This is a genomic window from Methylobacterium sp. CM6241 (assembly GCF_054817845.1).
Map to the genome: position 1 here is coordinate 1891418 of NZ_CM139246.1, position 22146 is coordinate 1913563.

The following is a 22146-nucleotide window of genomic DNA, read 5'->3' on the forward strand; positions in this document are numbered from 1 at the left end:
CCTCCTTCGAGATGCGCCGCTTCCTTGTGCGAGGCCCGCAATCAGGACGCGCGGTTCTGGCGGTTCTCGATCAGGTCGTCGACGACGGCCGGCTCGGCAAGGGTCGAGGTATCGCCGAGCGATGAGAACTCGTCCTCTGCGATCTTGCGGAGGATGCGGCGCATGATCTTGCCCGAGCGAGTCTTGGGCAGGCCGGGGGCGAACTGGATCAGGTCCGGCGAGGCGATGGGGCCGATATCCTTGCGGACCCAGGCCACCAGTTCCTTGCGCAGCTCGTCCGAACCGTCCTCGCCCTCCATCAGGGTGACGTAGGCGTAGATGCCCTGTCCCTTCATAGAATGAGGATAGCCGACGACAGCGGCTTCCGAGACCTTCGGATGGGCGACGAGCGAGGATTCGACCTCCGCCGTTCCCATGCGGTGACCCGACACGTTGATCACGTCGTCGACGCGGCCGGTGATCCAGTAATAGCCATCCGCGTCGCGGCGGCAGCCGTCGCCGGTGAAGTAGAGGTTTGGATAGGTGGAGAAGTAGGTCTGCTCGAACCGCTCGTGGTCGCCATAGACCGTGCGCATCTGGCCCGGCCAGGAATCCGCGATGCAGAGGTTGCCCTCGCAGGCACCGTCGAGCGGCTTGCCCTCCGCATCGACGATGAGCGGCTGCACGCCGAAGAATGGGCGTGTGGCCGAACCGGGCTTTAGCTTGGTGGCACCGGGCAACGGCGTAATGAGGATGCCGCCGGTCTCGGTCTGCCACCAGGTATCGACGATGGGGCAGCGGCTGTCGCCGACCACCCGGTAGTACCAGTCCCAGGCTTCCGGGTTGATCGGCTCGCCGACCGAGCCGAGGACGCGGAGCGAGGCCCGCGAGGTCTTCTTCACCGGACCTTCGCCGCCGCCCATGAGCGAGCGGATCGCCGTGGGCGCGGTGTAGAAGATGTTGACCTTGTGTTTGTCGACAACGTCCCAGAAGCGGGACGTCGACGGATAGGTCGGGATGCCTTCGAACATCAGGGTCGTGGCGCCGTTGGCGAGTGGGCCATAGACGATGTAGCTGTGACCTGTGACCCAGCCCACATCCGCCGTGCACCAGTAGACCTCGCCCTCGCGGTAATCGAAGACGTATTGATGCGTCATCGCGGCGTAGACGAGGTAGCCGCCGGTGGTATGCACCACACCCTTGGGCTGGCCCGTGGAGCCTGAGGTGTAGAGGATGAAGAGCGGGTGCTCTGCCTCCACGGCTTCGGCCGGGCACTCGTCGGTGACCATGGCGGCGGCCTCGTCGTAATAGACGTCGCGGCCGGGCTCCATGGCGACATTACTGCCCGTGCGACGCACAACGACGACGTGGTCCACGGCATCCTTGCCGAGCCTCGCGATCGCGGCATCCACATTGGCCTTCAACGCGACCTTGCGGCCGCCGCGCAGACCCTCGTCGGCGGTGATGACGAGCTTCGAGGCACAGCCCTCGATGCGGCCCGCCAGAGAATCCGGGGAGAAGCCGCCGAACACGATGGAGTGGATCGCGCCGAGCCGGGCGCAGGCCAACATGGCGTATGCGGCCTCCGGGATCATCGGCAGGTAGAGCGTGACCCGGTCACCCTTACCGACACCGCGATTGCGCAGCACATTGGCCATGCGGCAGACTTCCGAATGAAGCTGCCGATAGGTGATGTGCTTGGATTCGTTGGGGTCGTCGCCTTCCCAAATGATCGCTACCTGGTCGCCGCGCGTCGCGAGGTGACGGTCGATGCAATTGTAGGCGACGTTGGTCTTGCCGTCCTCGAACCATTTGATCGAGACGTTGCCGGGAGCAAAGCTTGTATTCTTGACGGTCGAATAAGGCGTCGACCAATCGATCCGCTTGCCGTGTTCACCCCAAAATGCAGCCGGGTCATCGACCGAGGCCTTGTACATCGCCTGATACCCGGCGTCGTCTACATGCGCACCGTCGATCCAGGTCGCGCGGACGTCGACCACCTTCTCGTCCATGACGTTTTCCCTACTGGTGCCCGATCGTATCGCGAAAACCGCGCAGCCGGGACTTCCAACTCGTTCTTAGGCGCAGGAACAGTCCTATCGCAAGCGCGAAGGGGGCGGATGCACCTGCGTCGGCACCCCCAATTTGGGCAATACTCTCGATCCATGATCGGCCGGCTGTCAGTTGCAGCCGATACAGATTCCCTTGATCCCCGAACCTTCGGTCTTGCCCTTCTTGCGGGCCTCATCGGGGGGTAGCCGGGTGTCGGGCGCGGCTGCGGCGCCGGGCGGCTTGGTGACGCCGCTCGGGGCAATATTTCGGAACGAGCCCGCCGATTCCAGGTTCTGACCGGTCGTCTGCGACGGACCCGCCGTTTGGGCTAGGACGCTTGTCGCTCCGGATATGAGCAGGCCAGCGAAAAGAAGCCTAAGGGTTATGTGCATGGGGTTTCTCCAAGACCTACCTGGAGAACGGGTGGCGCTTGCCTGGGTTGCCGACCAACAAGCGTTCGCACCCACGCCGGAATGCCCGTTTCAGGGAGGCGAACCGCCCGGCTCGGTACGCGGCGGCAGTGTCGGCTTGGCCCTTCGGAACTTGACCAATTCCGCATCGAGGCGCGCTTGCTCGATATCGGTCAACCGACGCATGACGTGTCTCGTCATGACGCTCGTACCCAATCTGGCTCGCCGACGGTCGCCGCTAGGCGATCGCCCAAGGGCACGCGGCGTCGTGCCGGTCCACCATGCCTGATGCGTTTCCGCCAGACGAGCCTGGGCGCGCCACGCCGATCACGCCGTTCTGACCGCCGCCTGCGGTGGGAACAGCATTTCCACCAGGGTGCCTTCATCCTTCCGGCTCTCGATGCGGAAGCGGCCATGATTGGCCTCGACGAGCGCCTTCGTGAGCGGCAGACCGAGGCCGGTTCCGGTGCTTCGTCCGTCCGCACGTCCCCTGGCCGAGGCCGCCACGGCGATCTGACGGAACGGTTCGAGGGCGGTCTCTACCTCGTCGGGGGTCATCCCGATTCCGGTGTCGCGGACCCTAAGGGCGATCTCGCCACGATCCGCCATGGTGGTGGAGACGATGACCTGTCCGCCGGCCTCGGTGAAGGCGATGGCGTTGGCGATGATATTGAGCGCAGCCTGCCGTACCGAGCGCTCGTCCGCGACCAGCATCGGGAGGTCGTCGGAGAAACTCGTCCGTACGACGATTCGATCGCGCATCGCCTGCGGCTGCAGCATCGCGACGCAATGGGTGACGACGTCGTTGAGGGGGACCTCAGCGAAGGTGAGGTCGAGGCGGCCGGCTTCGATCTTTGCAAGGTCGAGCAGGTCGTTGACGAGACTGAGGACGTGCGTTCCTGAAGCGTGGATGTCGCCCAGATAGTCGCGGTAGCGCTCGTGGCCAACGGGACCGAACGGTTCGGCTAGCATCATATCGGCGAAGCCGAGGATGCCGTTCATCGGCGTGCGGATCTCGTGGCTGATCCGGGCGAGGAAATCCGATTTGCGTGCGCTGGCATATTCCGCAGCCTGCCGTGCGTTCGACGTTTCCGCTTCGATACGTCTGGTGGCGCGAACGTCCCGCACGGTCATGACCATGCGGCCGTCGTCCCGCCCGGCGAGGGGTGTCACCTTGATCAGCAGCGGAGACATGCCGGCGGCGGTGCGGCCGATCACATCCGGAGTCGCTTGCGCGAGGACGGTTTGCCCCGAACCGGCTATGCCATGGACGCTGGCGAGCACGGCCACCGCGCTTTCCGCTGCGAACAGGCTGAGGATGGCGGCACCGACGACTTCGCGCGGGTCGATGCCGAAGGTCGTCGCCGCGCTGCGGTTGAGCCCGATGATCCGCCCATTCCGGTCGAGGGTGATGACTCCGTCATCGAGGCTGTCGAGAACGGCCTGCGCATCGGCGGCTCGGGCTCCCGCGAAGGCGTCGGCGATCTGCAGGGCAACGCGCTCACGGCCAGGCTCACCGGCAACGGCGTCGCGGATGAGGAGAAGGTGAGCCGGTGCGCCGCGCCAATCGAGATCGGAGGCCTGTATGTCGACGCTCAGGCGGTGCCCCGAGGCGGCAGTGAGGATGGCGGGGGCGCCGTTGATCTTCCGCTCGTGCGGGACGAGGCCGCCGAACAGCTTGCCGATGCCGCTCGATGCTGCCAGTTCGGCCAGATCGGCGAAGCCTGCCATCGCCAGCAGGTGGCTGTTGGCGAACAGGACGCTGTCGCCGCGATAGACCATCACGCCGCCGGGCACTCGCTCCAGCGTCGCGCTGACGGCGGCATTGGGGTCTTCCGATGCAGGCTCCGCGAACCGCGTCATCGCCGTGGGAAACGGAGTCACAGAACCGCCGGTGGCGCGCTCTTCTCCGGTCCTGGCCTCCGAAACCTCATCGTCGGGCGTGCTATCGCCGGCGAAGCGCGCGCCCAGGGCCCGCGCGATTTCGCGGAACGCCGCATGCTCGTTGCTGGACAAATGCGGGTCGTGCAACGGTGTCCAGGCGTCTTCGTCAGTCGTCGGGGGCTCTGTTCCGGTCGCAGACCGTTCGGTCGTTTCTTCCCCTGACGGCTCCACGTTAAGGAGAGCGGGGGAGGAATCTCTTACCGCAGCAGCGGACGGATCATCACCGATCGTCGCAAAAGCGGGTTCCGCCACGGGCAGAGCGGATGTTTCTTCGTTTCTCGCCGAGTCCGGTTTTCTCGCCGAGTCCGTTTTTCTCGCTAAGTCCATGGCGCTGAGCTCCATGGCCGTTGGCGTCACAGCCTCGGCAGTATCGGCAGATGCTCCATCATCGGGCTCCACCTCCGATACAAGCTGATCGCCAGGATGCAGGTCGGTGATGATGTCCGCGTGTTCTGGGCTCACCGATCCACTCTCCGATGACGCGGTCGAAGACCGCACCATGGCGAAGCCGTTGAACCCGGTGAACTCGGCTGCCCCGCGCTGGATCGGCGTGCCGGATATGTCGAGATCCATAGCGTCCGGCATGCCATCGGCCTGCAGCGTGACGGAAATTGCACGAAAGGTCCGGCGCTGGGCCAACGCCTGCAGGAGCCCTTCCGCGTCGAGCAGCGTGCGCGTGTGTGACAGCGCAGCCCAGGTCCTTCCGATCAGTACGGGTTTGACTGCGGCGGCGGCGGGTCCGGAAATGTCCGTGAGCCTGTCCTCGGCGTCGCTTTTCCAGGTTACGCGCCCAGTCCGCACCGCGCGGCTGTCCAATGGTGCGGACGTGTCTTCAAAGACGGAAGGACGCGGCTCAGGTGCTGCCGTCGGATCGGCCTGTGCGCGCTCCTGTTCGCCTGCGCCTTTCTGGGGCAAGGCTCGGTGGCCCGGCAGGCGATCGAGTACCGCCACGATCACGCAATTACGACCCGATGCATCCTTCGTCCGCAAAGCAAGGCAGGTCGTGGCCTGTCCGAGACGCCGCGTGTCGAATCGCAACTTCATCAGCGATGGCCGATCCAGCGGCAGGGCGCGCGGACGAATTTGTTCGCCCATACGAATCCCGTCGTCGATCCGGCCCGATTCGCCGCCGCTCAGAGACCGTGCAAGGCCATCCGCCGTCGAAGCCAGCAGGATTCGCTCCGCCGTACCGTCGAGCACAAGCCACACCGCGTCTGGGCCGCTCAGGCGAGCGCCAAACCGCGAATCACCGCTCCAGTGTCTAATAAGGTCGCCGAGGTCCGGTTCAGGGCCGGATATCGGTTCTTCAGCCCGTCTTTCGAACATTCGTACCCGTTTCGCGTGACACGTGAGTGATTCGCACCCTTTTTTAACCGCAACGCGCCGCGGATGTAGACACCAAGCGCCGCCGATGCGCGTTTACCTTTTGTCATCCTTAATGCCGTGATCGAGGGTGGCATAGAGCGGGCGCTGTGTTATTGTGCAGCGCACAACAAACGATCAACAAGCAAGTTCAGAGGAGACGGACATGAGCAACACCCCGAACTATGAAGTGCCCGCTGAAATGCGCGATTTCGCTGAGAAGAGCGTCGATCAGGCTCGCAAGGCCTTCGACTCATTCATTGGCGCCGCTCGTCGCACCGCCGACACGGTCCAGGGTTCGGCCGACACGGCCCGTACCAGTGCACATGACGTCTCCGCGCGCGGCTTCGAGTTCGCCGAGCAGAACGTGAATGCCGCCTTCGACCTCGCCCAGAAGCTCGTTCGCTCGCGCGACTTGCAGGAAGCCATGCAGCATCAGGCTGAGTTCGTCCGCAGCCAGTTCGCCGCAATCCAGGCCCAGGCCAAGGAGTTCGGTGGCTTGGCGCAGAGTGCAATGCAGCAAGGCGCCGAGAAGGCCAAGGCAGCGATGCAGGAGACGGCTGAGAACACTCGCAAGGCGATGGAGCAGGGCACCGAGGCCGCTCGCAAGGCCGGCGCCGATGCCGAGCAAGCCATTCGCAACGCCAATTCCTGATATTTTCGAAATGCGACGGATCTGATCCGTCCGACGATAGAGGCCCGCCCCGCCCGCACGGTGAGGCGGGCCTTACTGTCTTTCTGAAGATGGACGCGATAAGCGGGCTCGATGTTCGGCTATTGACGGTCCCGGCCAAGCTGCCCTAGTCAAGTTTCGCCGCGCCAAGCGCGTGCCGTAAGCGTCTGACGTCAAGCAACGCATTTTCCGATCCGTCTTCCGGTCGGTGTCAGCGCTGCCCCGGATTGCGGTACAGACGTCGGGTTATCATGAACCGCCTGCAATCGTTCAGCCTCCGCGGATGCCTGCCGCCGAGCAGTCAGTGGCTCATCATGCCGCTGATGCTCTCGCTGCTGATGACGCTCGTCGTCTCGGCGATCTCCACCTACAAGACCTTGGGTGCCGATGCGGCTTTCCTCGAGCATTGGCCGCCAGCCTGGGCTTTGTCCTGGGTGGTGGCGTTCCCGACGCTTCTCCTGGTCCTGCCCCTGGTCCGCCGGATCGTCGGGTTCCTGGTCAGGCCCGCCTGATGCGTGCCGTGCCCGCCCCGGATTTCGAATGTGCGGCTCCATGAGTCGCTCCCAACGATGATCCGAGCATAACAGCGAGGGCGGAGGCAGGTTCTCAGACGAGCCGGCACGGCATATGAAACTGCCGTATCGCTCCTGAGACCATGTCCGGGACGGTGCGGCAGTCCTGCTCGACAGTCTCAAGTCACCAAAGCTTAGGATGGCCATGCAGCGGAGATCGGGAGGAACGGGGATCGATGACCATCAAGCCGGGTGATTACGTAGGGTCGGACGACAACGAGGCGACAATGACCGTCGTCGAGATCGTGGACGACAAGGCCCTGTGCCGCTGGTTCGTGGATGGCGACGTCGACGGCGACGAACTGGAAGCGTGGCTGCCGATCGCCTCCCTCACGGTTCTTTGAAAGGTCCTCATTCGCCGGTGCCGTAGTCCCGTCGGCGACGGCTGCGAACGAGGTGCGACACGGCGCTTGCACCGCGACGGCCGGTCTCCTAACCCTGGCGCCCCGCCCGGATTTCGGGCTCGTCGAAGAGGGCGAACCTTCATGCGACCTGCTTTTTCGCGCGCCGCCCAGCGTTTTGGCCTGTTGGCCCTCGCTCTGGCCGGTGTGCTATCCGCTGGCGCCGCCAGCGCCCAGTATGACGACGGCTACTACCGCCCCGCGCCCCGGCGCGACTATTACGAGGACCGCGGGCCCCCGCCCCGCCGGGCCGTCGGCTTGAACTGCGATGCTGTCCAGTCGGGAATCAGCGGCCTGCAGCCCTATTCCTGCCCGTTGCCCGGACCTCGTCCCCTCGGGGCGCGCTGTTTCTGCGACATGCCGATCGCGTCCTTCAGTTCACCGCAGACTGCGGTTGGACGTGTCGTCCCGTAAGGGTCGAACCGGAAAGAAACAACGCCGCGCCATCCTGGGATGACGCGGCGTTGTTCTGCAGAGACGTGGAATTCAGTTGAGGACGACGACCTTGGCGCCTACTTTCACGCGCTCGTAAAGGTCGGTGACGTCGTCATTGGTCATCCGGATACAACCTGACGAAACTGCCTGACCGATCGTGTCGGGCTCGTTGGATCCGTGGATCCGGTACTCCGTATTGCCGATATACATGGCGCGGGCGCCCAGAGGGTTCTCCACACCACCCGCCATGTAGCGCGGCAGGTCGGGGCGGCGGGCGATCATTGCGGCCGGGGGCGTCCATGACGGCCATTCGCGCTTGGCGGTAACGGTCTTCGTGCCTGACCAAGTGAAGCCGGGACGACCGACGCCAACGCCGTAGCGGATAGCTTCACCGTTCGGCAGAACGAAGTAGAGACGCCGTTCAGCGGTCGAGACGACGATCGTGCCAGGCTTGTATGCGCCGCGGAAGGTTACGATCTCGCGCGGAATCGGCGAGACCTGGGCCTGCGGAGCTGCTTGCGCGCCCTGACCGACGGTGCCCTGATAGCCATAAGGGTCGTAGGAGGGCTGGCTGTACTCGGTCTTGGGATAGTAATCGTCGCCCCCCGTTCCGAACGGATCGTAGGAGGAGGCGGCGAGAACGGGGGTGGAAGCGAGGATGCAAGCACCCATCATGCCTGCAAAAGCGGTCGCCAACGTCTTCATGGTCGGATGCCTTACCTGTGCGGTAACCTTTGCTATACAAGCGTAGGCGTAGGCGCGTGGTTCCACCCCCGGTCGCAGATTTCGCGTCTCGTTAACGTGAGCTTATGAATTTAGTACACCTCGTCCGTATGCACGTCGAAACGGGCAAGGTGCGAATAACCAAAGTTTGTGGTGATCGCGACATCAGTGGCATCGCGACCGCGGGCCATGACGATGCGGCCGATCCGCGGTGTATTGTGACGGGCGTCGAATGTGTACCAGCGCCCGTCCAGATACACTTCGAACCATGCCGAAAAATCCATCGGGTCCGGCACTGGCGGGATGCCGATATCGCCGAGATAACCGGTGCAGTAGCGCGCCGGGATGTTCATGCATCGGCAGAAAGCAACCGCCAGATGGGCGAAGTCGCGGCAGACGCCCTGGCGCTGCATGAAACCGTCCCAGGCCGTGCGCGTGGCATCGGCGAGCATGTAGTCGAACCGGATGCGGTCGTGAACGTAGTCGCAGATCGCCTGGACCCTCGACCAGCCAGGCATCGTTCCTCCGAAGAGGGACCAGGCCGTCTCAGACAGCTTGTCGGTGTCGCAATAGCGGCTGCCGAGGAGATAGACGAGGACATCGCTCGGTAGGTTCTGGACGTCGATCTGCTGCGCATGCGGAGCGTATTCGTCCGGCAATCCGGAATCGTAAACGGTAAAATCGGCCGAGATGTCGAGACGGCCAACCGGAGTGACGATGCGCGTGCAGATGTTGTCGTAGACGTCCCGATATTCCTGGAAAGGTATCGGCGGGTTGAAGCTGATGACGTGTGGGGTCATCACATCCGGCATGCGTGATGGATGCACGCTCAGTTCAAGAATCATGGGCGTCGGCTGAACCGATTCGAAGGCGATGTCGAACCCAGTCCTGATCTTCATCGTATTGGCCCCATGTCTGAAAAAATATGATTGGAACCCAGCCGCCATCTGATGGCAGCGGAATGAACGTCTTCAACGCACCACCATCGCATCGGGTGTACGCTGCTCGAGGGAACCGAGTTCGACTTCATCGACCTCGACGCTCACGGACATGCCGAGATCGTCCGCGGGAAACCCGAAGAAGGAGCCGTGCAACGGCACCGCCTGCCGCGGATCGCGGGCGACGGCGACGCGGATGAGGTCGCGATTGCCGACGATGCCATTGGTGGGGTCGAACTCGATCCAGCCCGCACCGGGCAAGTAGACTTGGACCCATGCATGGGTGGAGCCACCGCCCACATGGCGGTTGCGGTCGCCGCGTGGATTGTAGAGGTAGCCGGAGACGAAGCGGGCGGCCATGCCGAGAGCGCGCACGGCCTCGATCATCAGTACCGCGAAATCGCGGCAGCTTCCGCGCTTGAGGCGCAGGGTTGTGACGGGGTCCTGAACGCCTTTCTCCGAGCGCGCGAGATAGGCGAAGTTGCGCCGGACATGGCGCGTCATCTCGGCGAGCAGATCCTGTGTGCCGATGCGGCCGGCGGGGGGAACGAAGCTGCGCGCCCAGGCATCGACCTCGTTCTTCGGATCGCGGTGCTCGCGCTCGATGGAGCGGCTGAGATCCGGCATATCGTCGGCGCCGTAGCCGAAAGGGTAGAAGGCCGCATGCGGCGCGATCGGAAATTCCGGCGCGAGCTCGGGCGTGTGATCGAGGGTGATCGAGCATTCGAAGGACAGGGTGGAGGCGCGACCCTGGAATGTCGCCACGGCGACGCAATTTCCGAACACGTCGTGCAACCACCGCAGAGACGACGGCTCGGGCGTGATCTTCAGCGTCGCGGCGATCAGGCGCTGGTCATAGCTGTCGCGCGGACGAAACATGATCCGGTGTTCGCCCAAGCCGACGGGCTGGCGGTACCGGTAGGTCGTAATGTGACGGACGGATAGGATCGGCACGTTCACAGGCTCCGCAGCACCGGTCGGTACCACTCTCTTGGATCGATGCAATGCAAGAGGTGCGCCCAACGTCATGGCGGCCCGTGATGTCGCCTTCACGGCACAGGAGTATTGGCCTGAATATCACCGCTGGGGCAATGCTCCTTGAGCTGGTTCGATAGCGATCTTCATCAAAGTGAAAGCGGCCCTGGCCCCTGGCCGATTCATCCGCGGCGTGCAGAGTTCAGGGCACTGGCGGAGGAGGATTGCTGGTCGCGTGCTCGGCTTCCACCAACACATCCTGGGGGCGCCAGGGTTTGGGGATGAAGACCACCCTTTCCGGCAATGCGTCCGGTCGCGGAGCACGTCGGCCGGACGTGACCACCATCCTCGCCGTAGGCCACAGCATCGCGACGGCACGCGCCAGTTGCAGGCCGTCCATGACACCCGAGAGCTGGATATCGGCAAAGACCAAAGCGACATCGCCGCCCCTGTCCCGCATCACGGCCAGAGCCTCTTCCGCCGTAGCGCAGCCGATAGCATCGAGCTCAGTCTCGTCCAACAGGGCGACTGCCAAGCCTTGTGTCGATGCATCATCCTCGACCACGAGGGCGAGGCGGCCGGATTTACGAATCGGCGCGGAGATAACGGGATCGGGCTCAGGCGTGGCTTCCGGCTGGTGGACCTGACGAACGAGGGCAGCCAAGTTCTCCGGAATGCCCTCGGCGATCAGGTCGTCATAGAAAGACGCTAGGGCTTCGCCGATTTGGTCGAGGGCGAGGCCAGGCGCGAGCGTATCGTTGCCTGCGCGCTTTTTCGGAACATCCTTGAAAGGAGTGGGCGAACGATCGTTCGACGGGCCTTTCGGATCGAGCACGTCATCCCTCCGGTTTTCGTCATCTGCATGGTACCGCCGCGTGCGGCCCCAAGCTCAACGTAGGGACTCAGGCGTCAGTTGCTCCCAAGGCGCAACAAGGGTTGGGTCGACGGCGAATCGGTCCGGGAAATGCGATTGCTGGGGTTCAGGACTGACAGCGAGATCGGCGCATAAAACGCGGTGAGGCGCGGTTACTCCACCGAGGCGTCGGCATAGGCCATGACGCCCGAGAGAGAGCGGACATCGCGGTAGCGAGCACCACGAGTGCTCATCATAGTCTCGAACTTCTCATGAACCTGGGCCACCGACAGGCTCGCTGCCTTGCGTCGACCGCGTTGGGCCGCGAAGAAGATGGAACGGTTGGCGCGCGCCGGGCCCGGCAGCATCTGGGCGGCGGCGGATGTCGGCTTGTCGACAACGGTAGCGAGGAACTCCTCGGCATCGTCGGGACCGAGGAAGTGGGCGAGATACACTTCGCCCAGGGTCAGCTCGCGGCCGATACGCAGGGAGATTCGCGCTGCGTCGCGTTTCAGCATCTCGCCTGCCATCAGTGCGGCGAGATAGGGGTCACGCCGCAATTCGAGAATGCGGGTCCGCTCGGCGGCATCTGCCACGCTCGGCTTGCCGTTATCGCCGGAGACCACGAGGGCCGCTTCCTGCGTCAGGCCGTATTTCGGTCCGAAGTCGCGCACAACACCGAGCCAGGTGCGCTCGATGAACTGGAACAGGCCGGTCGCCGAGGACGTCTTGGCCTGCACTTCGGTGATGAAGCTCGACTCTTTGTCGGCTACCGCCATCAGCAGGACGGGGTCGGTCTGTACGGCCTGCGCAGCGCGGACGATCTTCTGCACCAAGTGGCGGCGAATCTTCATGGGTCCGAAATCGAGGATATCGTTCGGGTCGCCGACAGCGCTTTCGGTCAACAGGAAATCGTAGGAGACACGATCGACGGCATTAGAGCCGATTTCGGTGTCGAGGTCGTGGACGGGGGCAAAGGCCGAGGATGACGTGAGTACGGTGGGTGGAGCTTCTAGAACTCCCGGGACCGCCGACTGAATTCTGGGCTTCGGCATCGACAGCTCGGTCATCGCCTGAGCCGATTGTACCACGGCGCCAAAGCCACTGGTGCCGGTGCCGTTGAGAACGACGGCGCTCAGGCCTCCCGCGACCAGCATCATGGCCAGAACGGAGCGGGTGAGGGCGGGGCGGCTCCCATGGTCGTGTCCGACCCGATTCTTGAGCGTCAGCGCATCGAATGAAGTTGCCGCATCACCGCCAGCGCCGAAGCGGCGCGAGGGAGGGGTAACTCGTGATGATCCGACCTTTTGAACCCGCATCTGATCGACTCGTCTCCGTGTGGTGGCGCACATCGGCATTTACGAGGACAGTTGTGGCGACAAAACGGCTAGGCTCGTGATCATCCCGTGGCGTCGATGGCCACTTTGCGGCAGCTTAGCCATTACGAGCCTTTACCGTCCGCATGCGACAGGGTCGGACGGAAGGCACCAGCAACCACCGGGCATTCACGACAACATTGCATCGGAGCTGATCTAGCAAGAACGGCGCTCCCGTAATCGGGCGGTACGCATCATTCTAGGCAGGCAAGGCCAATCAGGGAGCTTTAGAAACAGCTGCCGATTCTTAGCCTGCAAGGCGTCGCCAAAGACGCCAATATAGTCGAATGGTACCACTGCCCCGGCTCGAACGGGGGACCTCTTGATCCACAATCAAGCGCTCTAACCAACTGAGCTACAGCGGCACTCGGGCTGCGATGTATCCTGAGGCTGCGGGCATTTCAAGCGTTAGAGACGCAAGGAATGCAGAATGGGGAAAACTCTTCGCCCCATCGATGCCGCCGGACGTGGAAATTCGGTCGACGGACCTTGCACCCCACCCCTAAGGTGCCGCGGTCTTCGTACCCCTTTCGTGCCAATCCCCCCGTCGGTCGATGAACTCAGAAACCGCGCCGCGCCGTGGATCTCCCGCCGGCCAGCTGCTGGTCCACGTGCCAAGTCGATTGCGTGCCCTGGTGCGCGGCAGCGAAGCCGGGCTCGTGGCGCTGGCCGCCTGCGTCGGCGCGATCGCCGGGATCGCAGTCTCGGCCATGAGTCTCGCGACGCAGGGCCTGCGCGAGATCCTCTATCGACTACCGCACGGCGCCCGACTCAGCGCTTCGACGGATGTGGCCCCGATCCTTATTCTAGTCGGCCCGGCCGTCGGCGGTCTCATCCTCGGCCTGATCGCTCTGGGCTTGGCTCGTCGCCGAGGCAGCCCGCAGCAGTCGATCGTCGATCCCATCGAGGCCAATGCCCTGCATGGCGGGCGCCTCTCGCTGAAGGGGTCTGCTGCCGTGGCGGCGCAAAATGTGATCTCGAATGGCAGCGGTGCATCGGTCGGTCTCGAAGCGGGCTATACCCAGATCTGCGCCGGCATCGCCTCGCGTCTCGGCCTCTCCTTTGAAATGCGTCGCTCGGATCTACGTACCCTAGTGGGCTGCGGCTCGGCCGCCGCCATCGCCGCTGCCTTCGGGGCGCCGCTCACGGGGGCATTCTATGCGTTCGAACTCATCATCGGCACCTATTCCATCGCCACTCTCACACCGGTGGTCGTCTCGGCCCTGTGCGGTAGCCTCGTCGCCAAGGCGCTCGTAACGCAGAGTCCCCTGGTGACTGCCAACGGTTTCGATGTCCTGACAACGAGGGCGGTCTCCGGAATCGATACGCTACCGAGCCTCGCTCTCGGTTTCGCGTGCGCTGGGCTCGGAATTCTGATTATGCGTGGTGTCACCCTAGTCGAGCAGGGTGTGCGGGCGACCCGCCTGCCGGCCTTCCTCGCCCCCGCCATCGGCGGTCTCTGCGTTGGCGTCCTGGCCCTAGCTGTCTCCCCGCAGATACTTTCCGGTGGGCACGGAGCGCTCCATCTCCATCTCGACACCAACATGCCTGCCATGGGGTTCGCTGCTCTGGCGCTGCTGTTCGTGGCGAAGGCCTCGGCCTCGGCGATCTCGATCGGCTCGGGTTTTCGCGGCGGCTTGTTCTTCGCTTCGCTGTTTCTTGGCGCTCTGGCGGGCAAGCTCTTTGCCGCGCTGATGGCGGAGGCAATCCCGGCCCTTTCCGGCGTTCATGGACTATCCGGCCTGGAGGGACTCACCTTCTTCGCTCTCACACCGCTGGCTTATGCGGTGATCGGCATGAGCGCCCTGGCGGTGGCAGTCATCGGCGGCCCGCTCACGATGACATTCCTCGCCCTCGAGCTCACCGGCAGCTTTCCGATCACCGGCCTCGTACTGGTGGCGGTGATCGCCTCGTCGATGACCGTGCGGAAGACCTTCGGCTATTCCTTTGCCACCTGGCGCTTCCACCTTCGCGGCGAAAGCATCCGTAGCGCGCATGATATCGGCTGGATCAGGTCACTCACCGTTGGGGCGCTCATGCGTCGCGAGGTCGAAACCGTGCCGGTCGATATGAAGCTCTGCGATTTCCTTGCGGCTCATCCCCTCGGCTCGCCGTCCCGCGTTGTGATGGTGGATAAGGAAGGGCGCTACGCCGGAATCGTGCTGGTGCCCGAGGCTCATGCCCTGGTGACGGCCGATAGCGAGGCCAGTCTCATCGAGGCCATGCGCTATACAGACGTGTTCCTCACCGCCGGCATGAATGCCAAACAGGCAGCCTCGGCCTTCGACAGCGCGGAGAGTGAAGCTCTGGCGGTGGTGGATGATCCGGTCTCGCGTCGGGTGATCGGGCTGCTCACCGAGAGCCACACCCTCAAGCGCTACAGCGAGGAGCTCGACCGGCAGCGACGAGCGATCATGGGCGACGCTGCGTGAAAATGATCCAGTTCCTCGCTGCAAGTCTCGGCCATGCGGATGCGGAGGGCCAAATCATGCACATCGCCCGACTGGCTCGCACTGCATCAGGAATAGTCACCGACGACATCACCTGAACCCGAGCGCGGTTGCTGTGCGGCACTTATGAAGACGCACGCGGCGAGCTAACACCGCGTGCGTTTGACCTTTCGACAGAGCGGCAATTTAGGCGGGCAGCGCCCGGCGTGACTTGCGCATCAGCGCCTCTTCCACCGTGCCGTCACCGTCGAGATAACCGTGACGCTTGGGGTTCGGCATGATCAGCGAGCCGATGAAGGCGATGGCGAGCATCGCCGTGACGTACCAGAAGAAGCTGCTTTCCGAGCCGATCTGCTTCAAATACAGGGCTACCGCCTCCGCCGTGCCACCGAAGATCGAGTTCGCCACCGCGTAGGAGAGGCCGACCCCCAGCGCCCGGACCTGGGTCGGGAACAGCTCTGCTTTCACAATGCCGCTGATGCCCGTGTAGAAGCTGATCACCGTGAGGCCGATCATGATCAGGCCGAACGAGAGGTAGGGGTTCGTAGTGGAGCCGATCGCCGTCATTAGCGGCACCACCATCAGCGTGCCGAGCCCGCTATAGAGCAGCATGTTGGTCTTGCGGCCGATCCTATCCGAAAGCCAGCCGAAGAAGGGCTGGATCACCATGTAGACAAGGAGCGCCGCAGTGGAGATCTGCGATGCGGTGATCTTGTCGATATGCGCCGTGTTGAAGAGATATTTCGGCATATAGGTGGTGAAAGTATAGAAGCTCAAGGAGCCGCCGGCGGTGTAGGCGAGTACTACGCAGAACGCACGCCAATGTTTGAAAAGGGCCGAAAAGGTGCCGGATTCCTTCGAGGCCATGTCCTCTTTGGTCGCCGTCTCCGCGAGCGACGAACGTAGAAACAGCGCCACCACGGCCGCCATCGCACCGATGAAGAACGGGATGCGCCAGCCCCAGGCAGTGAGCTGCTGGGCGGTGAGGAAGCTCTGCAGAATGATCAGCACCAGCGAGGCCAGGAGCTGTCCGCCGATTAGGGTAACGTACTGGAACGAGGCGAAGAATCCACGCTGACCCTTCAGGGCGACCTCGCTCATGTAGGTGGCGCTGGTGCCGTACTCGCCGCCCACGGAAAGGCCCTGGATCATACGTGCGAGCAAGAGCAGGGCGGGAGCCCAGTGCCCCACGCTGGCATAGGTCGGTAGCACGGCGATCATGAGCGATCCGCCGCACATCATCAGCACCGAGATCATCATCGAGGTCTTACGGCCAAGGCGATCGGCGATACGGCCGAACAACCAACCACCGATGGGGCGCATGAAGAATCCGACCGCGAACACGGCGGCGGATTTCAGGAGCTGACTGGTATCGTCGCCTTCGGGAAAGAAGACCGGCGCAAAGTAGAGGGCAAAGAAGGCGTAGCAATAAAAGTCGAACCACTCGACGAGATTACCCGACGACGAGCCCACGATGGCGAATATCCGCCGACGGCGGTCTTCCGGATCGTCAGGCTTCGAAGGATCGATCGCGATAGCGTCGGACATGGGCACTCCCTACCATCCTTGTCGGGGCCCTACCTGGGCCTCTTGGTCGGCGACGTTAAGCGGCGATGGAGAATTCACAAGCGCCTCAACGCGGCTTTCCTACAGCAGGCTGCAAATGTCATCCATTCCCTCATCCCCATCGCCCTTCCCGCCATGGCAAAGGTACGTCATCGTCTTCTCCAAGTGGAAATACTTGGAAGTCCGTTACCGTGAAGCTTGGGCTTAGGTTGCCTGTTCAGTGTGATGACAACGTGGGAAGTAGTTTTAATTCACGGAACGGTTTTGGCAGTCTTTCCGTTTCGGCTTCGCGTCGGCGCCGCGTGGCGTCAGCAATCAACCAAGAGATGGACTGACTGACATGAGCAAGCTCTTGCGGAGTACGGTGACGGCTGCCGTTCTCGTCGTCGGTGCGGCGAGTGCTTTCGCCCAAGGTGGGCCTGGAGCAGGTGGCGGTGCGGGTGGCGGCGGCGCGGCAGGCGCCGGTGCGCCCGGCGGTGGCGCGGGTGGTGCCGGATCGGCTGGTGGCGCCGGCATGCGGGGCGCCGGTGGCGGCGGAGCCGAGCGTGGTGGAGCCGCAGGTGGTATGGAACGCGGTGGTGCCTCGGGGGATCGCGGCGGCCCTGCGGGTGAGCGCGGTGGCGCGGCTGGAATGGAGCGAGGCGGTGATGCTGGCGGCGAACGAAATGGCCGCATGGAGCAGGGCGAACGCCCGAGTGCTGGCAGCAGGAGCGATCCCGCAGCCCGGCCGGATCGAGACGGCAGGTCTGATCGAGACGGCAAGTCTGATCGAGACGGCAGGGCCGATCGTGATGAGCGGATGGACGGAAGCGGCAAGGCCGATCGCGGCCTGAAGGATGGCAAAGCGGATCGTGGCGAGAGGAGCGACAGCGACCGGGGTGATCGAGCCGGGCGTCGAGATCGTGCGGGCCGAGGCGATAGCGGCGCCGTGCGCGGGGCTTATGGCCGACTGGGTGCTCCGCAGCGTACAGAATTTCGCCAGAGCGTACTTCGTCGCGGGATCCCCCGTCTCGCTGCCGGTGCTTTCGCTCTGACGGTGGGGACTGCAATCGCCCGAAGCTACACTCTCTACGACCTGCCGCCTGACATCGTGCAGATCGTGCCCGAATACGAAGATTACAGATACGTACTTGTCGACGACGACATCGTCATCGTTGACCCGGACACCTATGAGATTGTGGACGTCATCCGCGGTTGATCTTCATCTGTGGTGCCCTCGAGGGGAACTTCTTCTGGCGATGCGCATACGCTGTCGAATTGTGAACCGTAGCGCTTGATGTTTTGCCGGATCGAAGTGGTGACGTGAGAAGAGACTCCAGGCTCCGGATAAGCTGTCATCAGCGATCCGGAGCCTGGATGTTTCAGGCAAGGAATTATGTTTGGTCCGCGTGTCAAACGACCTGCGAGGCTGGGCCTCTTCCTCTTACTAAACTCTGCAGTGCCGCATGAGTGCAACAGGCTAGGTTGAGAACGTTATTCTCAGGCTGCGCCTGACGCGGGCGCGTGGCAAGATCACAGCGAGGTGAAAGACTGAGACTTCTATGCGAGTGATCGCAGCGAGTTTCGCTTTCCGGCAGGAGGGCGGCTAAGTCAGAGCCTTTCAGCAGGCCGTTGGCTACTTATGTGCCGAACTTCGAATGAAGGTCTCCAGTGTCTCGACATTAATCCCTGAAGCAGGGGCGTCGTCGACCATTGGTTCAGTTTCCTTCAAGTCGTGGTAGAGCTTTCTGTAAGAAGCGAAGTCTTGTCCGGTGAGATGAACGCAATGACGCTCAGCGCCCGTTGCGGTCGAGCATCTTCGAGACTACCCGAGCAGTGTAATCTACCATCGGCACGATCCGCGCGTAGTTAAGTCTCGTCGGGCCGATGACACCAACGACGCCGACGATTTTCTGAGAACCGTCCCGGAAAGGTGCGGCGATCATCGACGAGCCGGAAAGCGAGAACAGTTTATTCTCCGAGCCGATGAAGATGCGCACTCCTTCTCCACCCTCGGCGCGGGAGAGCAGTTCGATCACATCCTTTTGCGTTTCAAGGTCGTTGAAGAGTAGGCGGATGCGTTCGAGATCCTCCACCGCGCGCAGGTCGTCGAGAAGGTTGGCTTGGCCGCGCACGATTAATTGACGTGCGTCGGACGGCCCGACGGTGGTGGCTAGGCCCGCGTCCACTAGGCGCTCGGTAATGACGTCTAGTTCGCGCTTCATCGCCTCGCGGCCGGCCTCGATCTCGGCGCGCAAGCCTCCCAGTGTGCGTCCATGAAGGCGGGCATTGAGGTAGTTGGAGGCTTCCTGCAGGGCGCTGGCCGGAAGGCCCGGGGGCAGATCCAGGAGGCGGTTCTCCACCGAACCGTCATCCGACACCAGTACGACGAGGGCGCGGGCCGGATCGAGCCGGACGAATTCGATGTGTTTCAGGTGCACGTTTGTCTTGGTGGTGAGCACGACGCCTGCTCCCCGGGAAATTCCGGACAGCAGCGTCGAGGCCTCGGCCAAGGCGCTTTCGAATGTGTGGCCAGATGCGGCGGCACGCATTTGGGCCTCGATCCGCTCCTGCTCCTCGCGCCCGACATCGCCGATCTCCAGCATGGCATCGACAAAGAAGCGCAGGCCCATTTCCGTCGGAAGTCGGCCGGCGGATGTGTGAGGCGCGAAGATCAGGCCAGAATGCTCCAGATCCGCCATGACATTGCGGATTGAGGCCGGCGACAGCGCCATGGGCAGGATGCGCGCGAGGTTGCGGGATCCTACAGGTTCGCCCGTCGTGAGGTAGCTCTCCACGATCTGTCGAAAGATCTCGCGTGTGCGCTCGTTTAGAGCGGCGAGGGGCTGGAGCTGCTGAGAAGAGAAGGGGCGGGGGCGATCGTTCAATGGGTTCTTCCTGAGCGGCGATTGTGTCCGGCTCTGCCCTCGCGCACAACCTCTAGGCCCGCGGCATCGACGTTGTTTTCCGGCAATCCGCTTCGTCCAAAAGGAATGCCCTTTGCGTCGCGGTGCGGCCGGCCGCGAAACTCCGCCATCTGTCGGATGGCGCCGTGGCGGAGGCATGCGGGTTCCGTCTTGGCTCGCATCGATACCCGTTTCCTCGCAGATGAGCGACGCCGTGCCCGACCTTGATACCGTCGTCAGAGAAATCGCCGAAGAGATGGCTGACCGGCCAGACCGAGGTGAGGTCGCCACCTACATCCCGGAACTCGCCCGTGTCGATCCGAAGGCCTTCGGAATTGTCGTCATCGATGCTGACGGGCATGTGGCGGCGGGAGGGGACAGCGACACTTCATTCTCGATCCAAAGCATCTCGAAGGTGTTCACGCTGACTCTGGCCCTCGGCATGGCGGGAGATCGGCTCTGGCGCCGAGTCGGTCGCGAGCCGTCCGGCAGTCCTTTCAACTCCATTGTCCAGCTCGAGCGTGAGCGCGGCATCCCCCGCAATCCATTCATCAATGCCGGTGCCATCGCGGTGACCGACACGATACTGTCGGGCCACCAGCCCCGGGAGGCACTCGGTGAAATCCTGCGCTTCATGCAGTTCCTCGCCCAGGACCCGACCATTACCATTGACGAGGCGGTGGCCGCGTCCGAGCTGCGCACGGGTTTCCGTAATATCGCGCTTGCCAACTACATGAAATCCTTCGGCAATATCGATAACCCGGTCGATTTCACCCTGGGTGTTTATTTCCATCATTGCGCCATCGGCATGTCGTGCCGGCAGCTAGCCACGGCGAGCCGCTTCCTCGCTCATTCCGGCCGCAACCCTCTCACCGGGCATTCCGTGGTCTCTCCGGAGCGCGCCAAGCGTATCAACGCAGTCATGCTGACTTGCGGTCACTACGACGGGTCCGGCGAATTCGCTTATCGTGTTGGCCTTCCCGGCAAAAGTGGCGTCGGCGGCGGAATTATCGCGGTGGCCCCCGAAAAAGCGTCGATCGCGGTATGGTCGCCGGGCCTCGACGCATCCGGTAATTCGCATCTCGGCCGGATCGCCCTCGAGATGCTCACTCGGCGCCTTGGCTGGTCGATCTTCGGCGCGTGAACTCAGTAGGGACGGTAATCCCCTACGCCCCATCGTGATGTAGGCGAAAAGAAGCGTGTTGCACCGAGGTAGCCAAGCGACTTGTTCATTGAGACCCGCTTGCCTTCCAAATGAGCAAAAAAGAATGCCTGCCACAGACCCTGCGACAGGCATCGATTATAATTGGCGCAAAAGCCTTAATTGTCTGCCTAATATTTAGGCGGCCGCTTTCGCCTCGTCGGCGGTTGAAACCGTCGCGATCGTCTTCAGGATCTGCGAGGCGATCTGGTAGGGGTCCCCCTGGCTGTTGGGACGGCGGTCTTCCAAGTAGCCCTTGTACTCATTGTTGACGAAGCTGTGGGGCACCCGGATCGAGGCACCACGATCGGCGACGCCATAGCTGAACTCGTTGATCGCAGCGGTCTCGTGCTTGCCGGTCAACCGCATGTGGTTGTCAGGCCCGTAGACCGCGATGTGGTCGTCCAGGTTTTCCTTGAACGCTGCCATGAGCGCTTCGAAATAGGCCTTGCCGCCCACCGTGCGCAGGTGCTCCGTAGAGAAGTTCGCGTGCATGCCGGAGCCGTTCCAATCCGTCGCACCGAGCGGCTTGCAATGGTACTCGACATCGATCTCGTAGGTCTCGCACAGGCGCTGGAGAAGGTAGCGGGCGACCCACATTTCGTCGGCGGCTTTCTTGGAGCCCTTGCCGAAGATCTGGAATTCCCACTGGCCCTTGGCCACCTCGGCGTTGATGCCCTCGTGGTTGATACCGGCATCGAGGCACAGGTCGAGATGTTCCTCGACGATCTTGCGAGCGATGCTGCCGACTTCCTTATAGCCGACGCCACAATAATAGGGACCCTGCGGGGCAGGGTAGCCGGTGGCGGGGAAGCCGAGGGGGCGTCCGTCCTTGTAGAAGAAATACTCTTGCTCGAAGCCGAACCAGGCGCCGTCATCATCGAGGATGGTTGCGCGCTTGTTCGAGACGTGCGGGGTGACGCCGTCCGGCATCATCACTTCACAGAGAACGAGGACGCCATTCTTGCGAGTGCTATCGGGGAAGTGGCGCACAGGCTTCAGCATACAGTCGGAGCTGCCGCCCTCGGCCTGCATCGTCGAGCTGCCATCGAAGCCCCACAGCGGAAGCTGCTCAAGGGTCGGGAAGCCATCGAATTCCTTGATCTGGGTCTTGCCACGCAGGTTCGGCACCGGCGTGTATCCATCGAGCCATAGATACTCGAGTTTATATTTCGTCATTTCGAGCCTCTCGTACCTCAAGCGATCCGACAGCCGGGTTTCCCCTCACATCGTTCGCGGCCGTTCGTAGCCGGATTCGCCATTAGCATATCTCATGCCAATGACTTGCACGGACGGTTGATGGCTGTGCGTTCCGCGGAGAGCGTGGGCGATGAGAGATAGTGACATGGCA

General features: G+C 62.9%; 18 protein-coding genes and 1 tRNA gene. 8 read left to right on the forward strand and 11 right to left on the reverse strand.

Features of this window, described 5'->3' with window-relative positions:
* Positions 1-41: 41 nt before the first annotated feature.
* Together acs and ACYQR9_RS08765 are read right to left on the reverse strand one after the other, a co-directional pair.
* Entirely contained in the window at positions 42-1991 is a 1950-nt protein-coding gene (gene acs / locus ACYQR9_RS08760; RefSeq protein ID WP_056432182.1) for an acetate--CoA ligase, read from the reverse strand.
* 777 nt (positions 1992-2768) lie between these two features.
* Complete coding sequence (locus ACYQR9_RS08765; RefSeq protein WP_461229349.1) at positions 2769-4457, reverse strand: sensor histidine kinase; 1689 nt, start codon at positions 4455-4457, stop codon at positions 2769-2771.
* Positions 4458-5913: 1456 nt separating this feature from the next.
* Here ACYQR9_RS08765 and ACYQR9_RS08770 point away from each other — a divergent pair.
* The 4 genes from ACYQR9_RS08770 (at position 5914) to ACYQR9_RS08785 (ending at position 7807) form a co-directional block, all read left to right on the forward strand.
* Positions 5914-6402, forward strand: a complete 489-nt coding sequence (locus tag ACYQR9_RS08770) for a phasin (protein ID WP_027172066.1) — start codon at positions 5914-5916, stop codon at positions 6400-6402.
* Between the two features lie 269 nt (positions 6403-6671).
* Positions 6672-6932 (forward strand): DUF2798 domain-containing protein, encoded by a 261-nt coding sequence (locus tag ACYQR9_RS08775; protein ID WP_311274153.1) that lies wholly within the window; start codon positions 6672-6674, stop codon positions 6930-6932.
* Positions 6933-7168: 236 nt separating this feature from the next.
* A complete protein-coding gene (locus ACYQR9_RS08780) occupies positions 7169-7336 on the forward strand; it encodes a hypothetical protein (RefSeq protein WP_187273350.1) in 168 nt (55 codons plus the stop codon).
* Positions 7337-7477: 141 nt separating this feature from the next.
* Positions 7478-7807 carry a hypothetical protein gene (locus tag ACYQR9_RS08785; RefSeq protein ID WP_207410340.1) on the forward strand — a complete coding sequence of 110 codons (330 nt, stop codon included), beginning with the start codon at positions 7478-7480 and terminating at the stop codon, positions 7805-7807.
* 72 nt (positions 7808-7879) lie between these two features.
* Here the strand turns inward: ACYQR9_RS08785 and ACYQR9_RS08790 are convergent, their stop codons facing one another.
* From ACYQR9_RS08790 to ACYQR9_RS08815, 6 genes are all read right to left on the reverse strand, one after another.
* The gene (locus tag ACYQR9_RS08790; RefSeq protein WP_461229350.1) at positions 7880-8533 is read right to left on the reverse strand and encodes a L,D-transpeptidase; all 654 of its coding nucleotides are present in this window, start codon (positions 8531-8533) and stop codon (positions 7880-7882) included.
* A gap of 110 nt (positions 8534-8643) precedes the next feature.
* Entirely contained in the window at positions 8644-9450 is an 807-nt protein-coding gene (locus tag ACYQR9_RS08795) for a transglutaminase-like domain-containing protein (protein WP_056432473.1), read from the reverse strand.
* Positions 9451-9522: 72 nt separating this feature from the next.
* Positions 9523-10443 carry a transglutaminase family protein gene (locus tag ACYQR9_RS08800; RefSeq protein ID WP_461229351.1) on the reverse strand — a complete coding sequence of 307 codons (921 nt, stop codon included), beginning with the start codon at positions 10441-10443 and terminating at the stop codon, positions 9523-9525.
* A gap of 223 nt (positions 10444-10666) precedes the next feature.
* Positions 10667-11188: a response regulator gene (locus ACYQR9_RS08805; protein ID WP_056432480.1), complete on the reverse strand. Its 522-nt coding sequence runs from the start codon at positions 11186-11188 to the stop codon at positions 10667-10669.
* A 302-nt stretch (positions 11189-11490) separates the two neighbouring features.
* The gene (locus ACYQR9_RS08810; RefSeq protein WP_461229352.1) at positions 11491-12636 is read right to left on the reverse strand and encodes a transglycosylase SLT domain-containing protein; all 1146 of its coding nucleotides are present in this window, start codon (positions 12634-12636) and stop codon (positions 11491-11493) included.
* A 345-nt stretch (positions 12637-12981) separates the two neighbouring features.
* Positions 12982-13058, reverse strand: a tRNA-His gene (locus ACYQR9_RS08815).
* A gap of 189 nt (positions 13059-13247) precedes the next feature.
* Here ACYQR9_RS08815 and ACYQR9_RS08820 point away from each other — a divergent pair.
* Positions 13248-15125: a chloride channel protein gene (locus tag ACYQR9_RS08820; RefSeq protein WP_461229353.1), complete on the forward strand. Its 1878-nt coding sequence runs from the start codon at positions 13248-13250 to the stop codon at positions 15123-15125.
* 204 nt (positions 15126-15329) lie between these two features.
* Here the strand turns inward: ACYQR9_RS08820 and ACYQR9_RS08825 are convergent, their stop codons facing one another.
* Positions 15330-16691, reverse strand: a complete 1362-nt coding sequence (locus ACYQR9_RS08825) for an MFS family transporter (protein ID WP_056432202.1) — start codon at positions 16689-16691, stop codon at positions 15330-15332.
* Between the two features lie 416 nt (positions 16692-17107).
* Between ACYQR9_RS08825 and ACYQR9_RS08830 the strand changes: the two genes are divergently transcribed.
* On the forward strand, positions 17108-17542 hold the full coding sequence (locus ACYQR9_RS08830) for a hypothetical protein (protein WP_461229354.1): 435 nt from the start codon (positions 17108-17110) through the stop codon (positions 17540-17542).
* Positions 17509-17907: a DUF1236 domain-containing protein gene (locus ACYQR9_RS08835; protein WP_311274149.1), complete on the forward strand. Its 399-nt coding sequence runs from the start codon at positions 17509-17511 to the stop codon at positions 17905-17907. Before ACYQR9_RS08830 ends, ACYQR9_RS08835 begins: the two co-directional genes overlap by 34 nt.
* 574 nt (positions 17908-18481) lie before the next feature.
* Here the strand turns inward: ACYQR9_RS08835 and hrcA are convergent.
* Positions 18482-19576: a heat-inducible transcriptional repressor HrcA gene (hrcA, locus tag ACYQR9_RS08840; RefSeq protein WP_056432208.1), complete on the reverse strand. Its 1095-nt coding sequence runs from the start codon at positions 19574-19576 to the stop codon at positions 18482-18484.
* A gap of 232 nt (positions 19577-19808) precedes the next feature.
* On the opposite strand from hrcA, the gene ACYQR9_RS08845 reads away from it, so the two are divergent.
* Positions 19809-20738 (forward strand): glutaminase, encoded by a 930-nt coding sequence (locus ACYQR9_RS08845; RefSeq protein WP_082469997.1) that lies wholly within the window; start codon positions 19809-19811, stop codon positions 20736-20738.
* Between the two features lie 195 nt (positions 20739-20933).
* Here the strand turns inward: ACYQR9_RS08845 and ACYQR9_RS08850 are convergent, their stop codons facing one another.
* Entirely contained in the window at positions 20934-21974 is a 1041-nt protein-coding gene (locus ACYQR9_RS08850; RefSeq protein ID WP_056432213.1) for a glutamine synthetase beta-grasp domain-containing protein, read from the reverse strand.
* Positions 21975-22146 lie beyond the last annotated feature (172 nt).